The following is a 9,757-nucleotide window of genomic DNA, read 5'->3' on the forward strand; positions in this document are numbered from 1 at the left end:
CGGAGCCGACGTATCAGCAGGATTTGTACGACAACCGCTACGGGGGAACTAAACGCCGTAACGCTTTCGCTCAGCGTTTTAAGAAGGACGAAGAGCGGTTCTAGTTGGAGACTGGTTCTAGTTAACGCCGATCCATGCACCGCTGAAGAACAAGTGCGATCCCCAAGGCCGCGTATTGAACACCGCGTGACAGCGTCACCGCGCGTCTGACGTCGGCAATAGTTGGTGCAGGCCCCTCCCCCATGACTGGGCGCATCTCAACTCCATAGGAATACTGCGTGGCGCCGCCCAATTGCACGCCTAAAGCACCCGCGGCGGTGGATTCCACAACTCCCGCATTAGGGCTGGGATGGTTTTGCTTCCGCCACGCCGTGATCGATCGTCGCCCACCAACGGCGGAGTGAATGAGCGCTGTCACCCGCGCAACCGGCCAATTTGCCAGGTCATCCAGCTTGGCAGCGGCCCACCCGAAATTCATGTATCGGTCGCTCTTGTAGCCCACCATCGCGTCGAGGGTGTTAATGCAGCGGTGCGCCACGACTCCGGGAGCTCCCGCCAGCGCTCCCCAGATCAGGGTTCCGACGCTGGCATCGGACGTGTTTTCGGCCAGGGACTCGACCGCAGCGCGAGCAATGCCATCGGCATCGAGCGAGTTCGGATCGCGCGAACACAGCCACGGAACCCACTGGCGTGGCTCGTCGATAGTAGTCATGCCGGATTGGTACTGCTCTAATGCCGAGGCAACTCGGCCACCTGTCCGGGCAAGGCTTGTCCCGCCGAGGCTAAAGAATGTGACGACGCCAAGCACAACCGCGTGCCGTGTAGTGCGACGAGGGCCAGCGAGCGCTGTGGTGACAAGTACGGGGATACCAACTGACAACGCTTCGAACGCAACACCACGGGACCGCGAATCGGCATAAATCCACTTTTCCAAGGCTTGGGCTGCGCGCCCAAATAATGCCACGGGGTGATAGGACGCCGGGTCCCCGACGATAGCGTCGGCAAGAAAGCCCCCGGCTAGCCCATATTGTTCCGGAGTGAGGCGGAGGAACCGATGCGCACTACGGCCTAGCATGGCGACGAGTAACTATCGTCATTGTTGAGCCGACGGGGGAAAGCACCGCTTGTCCTGGAAGCTGCCTCGCACACAGCATCGAGATCGTTCCCATAATCGACTAACACGGGATAGACCAGGTTGCCGTTGGAATCCTTCTTCCGCAACGACGGACAAGCACCGGGGTAGGTGTAATAGGCGTCAGAGTTGCTGGCCAACGCTGACCGCAACTTACCTTTCGTATCCCCACCCGGTTGGTCGATGACGGATTGCACAATCAAGACATAATCACCGTCACAGGTGACATTGCGGATAGAGCGAGTGCTTCCGTTAACCGACACCGAGGTGATAGTTCCGTCGCTGTTGTTATTGTTGGAATGCTTTTCTTCTGTCCATTCAGGCACGCACCGACCAAACTGGGTCTGAAGGTTTTTGGGAACACCATCGCGCTCCATTCTGTCATCGCTGTAGCATCGGCCACCTAAATGCGAATTGGGGTTATCTCTGTCCGGCATATACGGCTCCCATTTGGACCCCGTCCAATGAAGCGGAAAACTCCAATCTGTACCGTGCTGAAATGCTATCGCCCATGTGCCGTCACACTTATCAACATCATTAAGATCGTCGTAGATCGCACCGGTTTTGTGCATGTAATCAATGGTGCACCGCTCGCTCACAGAGGGGCCGCTCTTATTGTCGCTATCGTTAGCCTCTGCTGTAGAGCTAGTTTCTTGGCTATCTTCAGCCGGTGAGGTCGTGGCATCTGACGACGCCGCACCACCGTCGGCAGAAGTGTTGTTGCTGGCACGGTTATTGATGACTTGCACCGCAATAACGACAACTGCCGCGATCACAACCAGTGCCAGAATGGTCCACAAAATGGGGATGGCACGTGAGCGTTTTTTCGGCTGCTGGGGAACCTGTTGAGGGGCTTGCTGGTTCGAAGCACCACCATCAAAACCCCATTGATCGTTTCCGCCATTCCATTGATTGTTTCCACTCATCGTTTCATCCTTGGTGGGCTGTCACTGTGTGATTAGCACGGGGAGCTAAAGTCACCACGATCATTGAGTGTTCGTGGATACCAATTACTTCTCGACCCCGCTTCTTCACACATGGCGCTTCTGTCGGAGCCGAAATCTTCATAGACGGGATAAATGTCGTCGCCGTTGAGCTGTCCACGTAATGACGAGCAATGTCCCGGCGTCATAAATTCCGAACCCGGGTTGGCCGCGAGTGCTCGTGAAATGTCTCCGGCTGTAGCGTCTTTGTTCGTATCGACGATTGAATCCTTGATAACAATATTTCTTCCGTCACATGCCGGCGACGAGGCACGCACGGTCCGGCCAGAAACAGTGACCGACGAAATATAGCCATTGGAATCCGTGTTGCTAGACGACGATGACTCATTGCTCTTCGTGGTGTCATCGGGATAACATTCGGTGAATTTCGATCGTATCTCCGATGGCACATGATCAGCGTCTAGCCGCGAACCGAGATAACAGTCAGACCCGCTGATTTTGGACTCTCCGTCTCGTTCATATTTGGACCAGCGGCCATTAGCCCAGTGGTAGTGGTTCACGTCGTCACTTTGGGGCGTGCCGAACAGCAGCCAATCACCCGAGCAATACATCACTTCTCTGTCGCCCGTCAACTGCGGAACATTTTTCCGCAGGTAGGATTCATCACAACGATCGGTCGAGGCTTTTTTGTCTCCATCAGACGCGGACGGCGTTGAGGGGTTAGCGGTCCCGTGCTGCGGTGACTCTGACTGACTTTCTAGCGTCCCACTGCTGGCCACTGCGACGGATTCGTCTTGTCCGCTGTTCTTGTCGGCATTCTTCAACGCAACCCAAATGATGGAAGCCCCAATGACGAGGGCCACGGTTATGACGACTGTTATGCCAATGGGCATCAGGTTCCGTTTTTTCGGAGGCTTAGGCTCGTTATTTTGTGGGGGATAAAAGGATCCCCATTCGCCATCGTTTCCTGAAGTCGAATTCTCCAAACGTCGACCGGGCTCTTGATTCATGGAGAATACCCCTTTATAAACAGTCAGCGCGTGAGCAATGGACGGCAGTTGGCCACAAGCAGTGTACCCAGATGACCACAGCGACATAGAGTCCGGTACATGTATCAGTCGCGTCCCCTACCCCAGCCTGAGGGTGAAAATGGGGGTCTATATGACAAAAACCTCCATCCGCTGTGCGAATAGAGGTTGTGATTGTGATGTGCGCCCTGACGGGTTCGAACCGCCGACCTGCTGGGTGTAAACCAGCTGCTCTTCCAGCTGAGCTAAAGGCGCTTAATTGTTCATGGCTCAAGGCTGTGCTGCTCTCAGGCCGTAGACAAAGCTAGCATATGCCACGTTGGAAAGAGAAAACCGCTGAAAACCGGGCTTTCCACACCTGCGAAAACGGGAATCGAGCACAGGAAACCGCCACCGGCCCAATCACCTAAGGCCAGCGCCCGCTGTAGCTTTAATACCCGCGTTAAGTCCGGCTTTAGTTCCGACGCGCCCCACGCTGAACCAGGCAGGAACCTTGCCAGTCCCCCAACCGCAATGCGGAGGTCTGCACCAGCCCGGCCAGTTGAGCGTTCTCAGCGATATCCCCCGGCGGAACGGTGCCTGCTTGTCCTGCCCCTGGGGTCACCAACCAGATTTGGCCGTCTTCCGCTAGTGCTCGTGTGGCATCCACGAGTCCATCAACGAGGTCTCCGTCGTCGTCTCGCCACCATAACAAGACGACGTCGACAATTTCGTCGGTGTCGGGGTCATCCAAGAGAGGTTCGCCTATGACATCTTCAAGCGATTCGCTCACCGCTGAATCGCAGTCGTCATCCCACCCGAGTTCCAGGATGATATTTCCTTTTGTCACGCCCATGCGATCAGCAAAGTCTTTGTCGCGCGTGGCCGCCTCGCCCACGGTTTGGTGCCTCCTTGACAATATGGATTGAATTATTAGCGAGGTTACCGTTTTTACGTGAAATTATCTCATCGACTCTCCCACGACGTCCCCCAGATTCCCCCACAATGACACCCCTGGCGTCAATAATGCTGTCACCCCCACCCAAATTGATTGGTTTCTGCTGGAAAGAGTGCCGCTGCGTAGAATCGATTCAGATAAAGATATTGGCCATTGTCCAAGAGTTTTGGCCACATTCCACAAGTTCAGGAGTACACGTCGATGACTGATACCTCGCCCGATTCGTCGCGAGACAGCAATTTCGCCCTCATTCGTGATGGCGTCGCGTCCTACCTCAATGACAGCGACCCCGAAGAAACTCGTGAGTGGCTTGAGTCCCTGGACGGGATGCTGGAGAACGCAGATAGTGATCGTGCGCGCTACATCATGTTGCGCATGATCGAGCGTGCAACGGCGAAACGCGTTTCCCTCCCGTCCCTCACATCGACCGACTATGTCAACACTATTCCGACGACGATGGAGCCCGAGTTCCCCGGCGACGAGGACATCGAGAAGCGCTACCGTCGGTGGATTCGGTGGAATGCGGCGATCATGGTTCACCGTGCGCAGCGCCCAGGTATTGGAGTCGGGGGACACATTTCCACCTATGCCGGCGCGGCCCCTCTCTACGAAGTTGGGTTTAACCACTTCTTCAAAGGCAAGGATCACCCGGGCGGCGGGGACCAAGTGTTTTTCCAGGGACATGCCTCACCCGGGATGTACGCCCGCGCATTCCTTGAGGGCCGACTAAGCGAAGAGGACATGGATGGGTTCCGCCAGGAAGTTTCCCGCGAACACCGGGGCCTCCCCTCCTATCCTCACCCGCATGGGATGCCCAACTTCTGGGAATTCCCGACAGTGTCGATGGGCCTCGGCCCCATGGAAGCGATTTTCCAGGCGCGGTTCAACCGCTACCTCCTTAACCGTGGCATTAAAGACACATCCCAGCAGCACGTGTGGGCGTTCCTCGGCGATGGTGAGATGGATGAGCCAGAATCGCGTGGCCTCCTGCAGATCGCGTCGCTCAACAACCTGGATAACCTCACCTTCGTCGTGAACTGTAACCTGCAGCGTCTCGACGGCCCTGTCCGCGGTAACACGAAGATCATCCAGGAATTGGAATCCTTCTTCCGCGGTGCCGGCTGGTCCGTCATCAAGGTCGTGTGGGGGCGTGAGTGGGACAAGCTCTTCGCCGCCGACAAAGAAGGCGCCCTGGTCGACCTCATGAATAACACCCATGACGGCGATTTCCAGACGTTCAAGGCCAACGACGGGGCGTACATCCGCGAGCACTTCTTCGGCCGCGATCCCCGCACCGCGAAACTCGTCGAAAATATGTCGGATGAGGACATTTGGCATCTTCGCCGCGGTGGCCACGACTACCGCAAGATTTTCGCCGCCTACCAGCGCGCTTTGGCGACGAAGGACCGGCCGACCGTCATTCTGGCCCACACGATTAAGGGCTACGGTCTGGGCCACAACTTCGAGGGCCGCAACGCCACCCACCAGATGAAGAAGCTGACCCTCGACGACCTCAAGCTCTTCCGGACGAAGCAGGATATTCCGATCTCTGATGAGGAATTAGAGAAGGATCCGAAGCTGCCTCCGTACTACAACCCCGGCCCCGACGCTCCCGAAATCAAGTACATGCTGGAGCGCAGGAAAGAGCTGGGCGGGTTCCTGCCGGAGCGACGCAACACGTTCACGCCTCTCTCGGTTCCTGGTGTGGACAAGCTCAAACAGATGCGTAAGGATTCCGGCAAGCAGGAAGTGGCTACCACAATGGCCATTGTCCGCATCATGAAAGCGCTGATGCGTGACAAGGAAATCAAGCGTCGCGTGGTGCCGATTGTTCCGGATGAGGCTCGTACGTTCGGGTTGGATTCCTGGTTCCCGACGAACAAGATTTACAACCCGCACGGTCAGCGGTACACGGCTGTGGATCATGACCTGATGCTGTCTTACACCGAGGCGACCGACGGACAGATGATGCATGAGGGCATTGACGAGGCCGGATCGGTGGCGGAGTTCCAAGCGGCTGGTACGTCGTATGCCACTCATGGCGAGCCGATGATTCCGCTGTACATCTTCTACTCCATGTTCGGGTTCCAGCGCACTGGTGACTCGATCTGGGCAGCCGGTGACCAAATGGCACGTGGATTCCTCATCGGAGCCACAGCCGGACGGACCACCTTGACCGGTGAGGGCCTCCAGCACATGGACGGCAACAGCTTGACGCTGGCCACAACCAACCCGTCCGTCGTCTCCTACGACTGCGCGTTCTCTTACGAGTTGGCGCACATTATTCCTCGCGGAATTGAACGCATGTACGGGGATTGCCCTGGTGAAAACGTCATCTACTACCTCACCTGCTACAACGAGCCCATCCACCAGCCCGCTGAGCCGGAGAACCTCGACGTCGAGGGCGTTCACAAGGGCATTTACCAGTACCAGAATGGTAAGGATGCGACCATTATGGCGTCGGGCATCGGTATGCAGGCTGCTCTGAAGGCCCGCGATATCCTTGCCGACAAGTTCGACGTCGATGCGGCTATCTACTCGGTGACGTCGTGGACGGAATTGGCTCGCGATGGCGTCCGCCATGATCGCGAGCAGTTGCGTCACCCGTCGAAGGATGTGGGAACGGCATTCCTGGAGAAGCAGCTGAGCGGGGCACACGGTCCGTTTGTTGCTGCGTCCGATTTTGATACGACGATTGGTGAAACAATCCGCAAGTGGGTGCCCGGTGATTACACCGTGCTCGGCTGCGATGGCTTCGGGTTCTCTGACACTCGTGCCGCTGCCCGCCGGTACTTCAACACCGACGCGGAATCTATCGTCGTCGCTGTCTTAGCTGGGTTAGCCCGGGAAGGGAAGATCGACGTCTCAGTGGCTGATCAAGCCGCGAAGGATTTCCACATCGACGACCCCACTAAGGCTTAACAACCTGGGTCGGCTCTGATTAGAGGGCTGGTCCACGGGGCTGGTCCGCGACACGCGTTGTCGACAGTCCACGGGGCACGGCATCGGGCTTCACGCCTGGTAGCCTGGCCCCGTGGACGTTTTTCATGAGGTCAAAAGCATTGTGGCGAAATATGGGCACGTTGACCCGGACGACATCACCCTTGACTCCACCGTGGATAGCCTTGGCCTGGATTCACTGTCTGTGATCGATATCGGCGTGGGCATCGAGGAACATTCGGGGCGCCGCGTGGACCAGGAACAGATCGATTCGTTCACGTCGATTAGGGACATGGTCAACTTCATGGAGCAAGATTCCTAAACGCCGCGGTATTACGCCTGCTAAGCGCCGCAGCATCACAGGGTGCTCAGGTTTGACGCACGAGCGTCGCGTCGTAGTCGCGGTCCAAATCCACGTTCGCCGCGTCATCGTCGGCAGCGGGCACGAGTTCTGGAGCGTAATCCCAGGCTTCACCTAATGCGCTGCGAACGGCAGCGTCGATCTCCTGACGAGTTGTTGCCTCGGCGAGAATCGCGCGAAGCCGGTGCTCCGTCAGGACGACATTTCCTAAATCATCAATATCTGCAACATGCAGCCCTAGGCTTGGCGTAAACCTCCACATGCTTTTCCCGTATTCAATAACGCAAAAGGGTTCGCCGGTACGCAAAAGTTGGCGCACCAATTCGGCCCCACCGTTGTCGACGTAAATCATCACCGTTCTCCTTAGGTTGTCACCAAGAAGCGCGGTGAGCTGGCTTCCCCTCCAGCTCCGACGGCTTGCTTTCTCCCATATTCCGGAACACATTCCCGACGCCGCAACCTCAAGTAGCGCTTTATCCCCCGTGTGGGTTTGCAACATAAGTGCAGGTCATAACGCATGTTGCGCAAGTTAATTAGTGTGACTGGTGGTATTAGGCGGCGAGCCTCTCGTTTGTGTCCCTCTCCCCCGCTAAAGACCCGCTCATGGCCCATGAATTACGCGCTGTATCCCAATTCTCGAGCCCGCGCATCATTCCATGCGCTCCACAATGGCTTGGCCCAGTCGCCAAAGTCCCGGTCGGTGAGAACCACGGCGTAGTGCTCCCCCGGAACGGTCCACAAGAACGTTCCGCTTTGCCCAAAATGCCCGACGGTGTGCGGAGGCAATACTGTGCCGGTCCAGTGTTCGCGGCCCGATCCTCCGCGTTCGCGCGGGAGCCCCTTCTTCCCTTTCACTTCAGGCCCCAGAGCCCACGGGCATGGTTTGAACATCCCGTAGCCAGGGACGACGCCGGCCAGATCCGGGTACCACACTTCATAGTGGGGGTCCGCCACCAATTCCGGATTCATCATTTCCTGGGCGAACAAATCCATGTCGTGCAGTGTGGATCGCGCACCGTGGCCAGCTGATCCATAGAGTTCAGTGTCAGTCATTCCCAGAGGCTGACATACCGCTTCTTGCAGATACTCCGAGAACGGGATCTCGGTTTCTTTTTCGATGTAGTCCGCGAGGATCTCGTACCCGGCTGAGGAATAGATGCGTCGCGTTTCCGGCGCCTTTTCAGGCTCGGCCGAGGCAAACCCGACGCCGCTAGCGTGGGCAAGCAAATGCGCTACCGTCGCTGGTCCGACGGGTGTTGTCAGGTCGCAGACCCCCTCTTCCACGGCGACCAACACAGCGCGGGAGGTCAGGAGTTTGGTGACACTAGCGAGCTCAAATACTCGAGTGGGATCCCCCGTCATCTTTCCGTCGACGGAGCTTGCGGCGTTGTTTACGGGCCAATCGTTCATCGTGTTCAACCATAGCGCGCGTGAGCATGAGCCGCCGGAGTTGACCTGCAGTCATAGTGACTGGTGCCCAATCGGGGTTATTAGGCAGTCCCCACCCTTTGAAATAGGCGACGATAGACAAGATGGAGGCAAACGACGCTGACACCACCATGCCTACGGTTTGAAGCTGGAAGCTGTTGAAGAGCACCATCATCCCGCTACCAAGAAGTGCCGACGTCGCATACAAGGTGTTGCCACCGAAAATCGCGGGGACAACGCCGATGGTGATATCGCGGATCATTCCGCCGCCGACCGCGGTGATCATGCCGAGGAGCATCGCGGAGGGCCATAGTAAACCGGCATTGAGGGCTTTTATCGTTCCGGTTACTGCCCAGACTCCGAGGACGATGCCGTCACCGATTTTGAGAAGCTTGTTCCATTGTTCTCGCTCTAGCGACACTGTCATGGCGACGAGACCGCCGGATAATGCGACGCCGAGGTAGATGGGCTCTTTTAATGCGGCGGGGAGACCGTTTTGGAGGAGCGTATCTCGGAGTAAACCGCCGCCGAGGCCAGACAAAATAGCAAGGAGGCCAAATCCGATAGCGTCGAATTTTCGACGACGCGCGATAGCGCCTCCCAGGATGCCGTTGATGAAGACACCGGTTAAGTCGATAATGCGATAGACGGAGATAATGTCCATGGTTATTCACCAATCTGAACCATGTGAAGCTAAAAATCCCTTGCCTACGAGAATAGACAAGGGATGATGTGGGGCCAGCGGGGCTCGAACCCGCGACCAACGGATTATGAGTCCGTGGCTCTAACCTACTGAGCTATAGCCCCGTGAGGATGATAGCAAACGATCGGGGGAATACCGCTATTGCTTCACCCGGTTTCTACGCAGCGTGAGAGGCACGGTTAACCAGCCAGGTACAGAGGGGTAAGTAGCATGAAGTGTGTCCGAACACCCCATAAAACAGCAGGTCACAACCTAAAAAATAGGGATTAATAACACCAAGACCG

General features: G+C 56.8%; 9 protein-coding genes and 2 tRNA genes. 2 read left to right on the forward strand and 9 right to left on the reverse strand.

The features are described 5' to 3' along the window. Window positions 1-121: 121 nt before the first annotated feature. From Q3981_RS08900 to Q3981_RS08920, 5 genes are all read right to left on the reverse strand, one after another. The gene (locus Q3981_RS08900) at window positions 122-1,075 is read right to left on the reverse strand and encodes a CobD/CbiB family cobalamin biosynthesis protein (RefSeq protein WP_303125404.1); all 954 of its coding nucleotides are present in this window, start codon (window positions 1,073-1,075) and stop codon (window positions 122-124) included. Then, the gene (locus tag Q3981_RS08905; RefSeq protein WP_303125406.1) at window positions 1,069-2,058 is read right to left on the reverse strand and encodes a hypothetical protein; all 990 of its coding nucleotides are present in this window, start codon (window positions 2,056-2,058) and stop codon (window positions 1,069-1,071) included. The genes Q3981_RS08900 and Q3981_RS08905 overlap by 7 nt, the downstream gene beginning before the upstream one ends. A 32-nt stretch (window positions 2,059-2,090) precedes the next feature. After that, the gene (locus Q3981_RS08910; protein WP_303125408.1) at window positions 2,091-2,969 is read right to left on the reverse strand and encodes a hypothetical protein; all 879 of its coding nucleotides are present in this window, start codon (window positions 2,967-2,969) and stop codon (window positions 2,091-2,093) included. Between the two features lie 317 nt (window positions 2,970-3,286). Continuing rightward, a tRNA-Val gene (locus Q3981_RS08915) sits at window positions 3,287-3,359 on the reverse strand. Window positions 3,360-3,558: 199 nt separating this feature from the next. Beyond that, the gene (locus tag Q3981_RS08920) at window positions 3,559-3,939 is read right to left on the reverse strand and encodes a DUF3052 domain-containing protein (RefSeq protein WP_296106150.1); all 381 of its coding nucleotides are present in this window, start codon (window positions 3,937-3,939) and stop codon (window positions 3,559-3,561) included. Between the two features lie 303 nt (window positions 3,940-4,242). On the opposite strand from Q3981_RS08920, the gene aceE reads away from it, so the two are divergent. After that, window positions 4,243-6,963, forward strand: a complete 2,721-nt coding sequence (gene aceE / locus Q3981_RS08925; protein ID WP_303125410.1) for a pyruvate dehydrogenase (acetyl-transferring), homodimeric type — start codon at window positions 4,243-4,245, stop codon at window positions 6,961-6,963. 112 nt (window positions 6,964-7,075) lie between these two features. Continuing rightward, on the forward strand, window positions 7,076-7,303 hold the full coding sequence (locus tag Q3981_RS08930; protein ID WP_303125415.1) for an acyl carrier protein: 228 nt from the start codon (window positions 7,076-7,078) through the stop codon (window positions 7,301-7,303). 46 nt (window positions 7,304-7,349) lie between these two features. Here the strand turns inward: Q3981_RS08930 and Q3981_RS08935 are convergent, their stop codons facing one another. The 4 genes from Q3981_RS08935 to Q3981_RS08950 all read right to left on the reverse strand — a co-directional run bounded on the left by Q3981_RS08935 (window position 7,350) and on the right by Q3981_RS08950 (window position 9,577). Continuing rightward, entirely contained in the window at window positions 7,350-7,841 is a 492-nt protein-coding gene (locus tag Q3981_RS08935) for a DUF3145 family protein (RefSeq protein ID WP_303125417.1), read from the reverse strand. Between the two features lie 116 nt (window positions 7,842-7,957). Further along, window positions 7,958-8,704: a serine hydrolase gene (locus tag Q3981_RS08940; RefSeq protein WP_303125422.1), complete on the reverse strand. Its 747-nt coding sequence runs from the start codon at window positions 8,702-8,704 to the stop codon at window positions 7,958-7,960. Continuing rightward, on the reverse strand, window positions 8,676-9,434 hold the full coding sequence (locus Q3981_RS08945) for a trimeric intracellular cation channel family protein (protein WP_303125419.1): 759 nt from the start codon (window positions 9,432-9,434) through the stop codon (window positions 8,676-8,678). The genes Q3981_RS08940 and Q3981_RS08945 overlap by 29 nt, the downstream gene beginning before the upstream one ends. 69 nt (window positions 9,435-9,503) lie before the next feature. After that, window positions 9,504-9,577, reverse strand: a tRNA-Ile gene (locus Q3981_RS08950). Window positions 9,578-9,757: the final 180 nt, after the last annotated feature.

The organism is Corynebacterium sp., from assembly GCF_030530965.1.
Lineage (GTDB): Bacteria > Actinomycetota > Actinomycetes > Mycobacteriales > Mycobacteriaceae > Corynebacterium.

What these genes read in the sequence shown, in the direction of transcription:
- Q3981_RS08900 (WP_303125404.1), bottom strand. Translation starts at nt 1,075, where the DNA reads ATGCTAGGCCGTAGTGCGCATCGGTTCCTCCGCCTCACTCCGGAACAA.
- Q3981_RS08905 (WP_303125406.1), bottom strand. Translation starts at nt 2,058, where the DNA reads ATGAGTGGAAACAATCAATGGAATGGCGGAAACGATCAATGGGGTTTT.
- Q3981_RS08910 (WP_303125408.1), bottom strand. Translation starts at nt 2,969, where the DNA reads ATGCCCATTGGCATAACAGTCGTCATAACCGTGGCCCTCGTCATTGGG.
- Q3981_RS08920 (WP_296106150.1), bottom strand. Translation starts at nt 3,939, where the DNA reads ATGGGCGTGACAAAAGGAAATATCATCCTGGAACTCGGGTGGGATGAC.
- aceE (WP_303125410.1), top strand. Translation starts at nt 4,243, where the DNA reads ATGACTGATACCTCGCCCGATTCGTCGCGAGACAGCAATTTCGCCCTC.
- Q3981_RS08935 (WP_303125417.1), bottom strand. Translation starts at nt 7,841, where the DNA reads ATGTTGCAAACCCACACGGGGGATAAAGCGCTACTTGAGGTTGCGGCG.
- Q3981_RS08940 (WP_303125422.1), bottom strand. Translation starts at nt 8,704, where the DNA reads ATGACGGGGGATCCCACTCGAGTATTTGAGCTCGCTAGTGTCACCAAA.
- Q3981_RS08945 (WP_303125419.1), bottom strand. Translation starts at nt 9,434, where the DNA reads ATGGACATTATCTCCGTCTATCGCATTATCGACTTAACCGGTGTCTTC.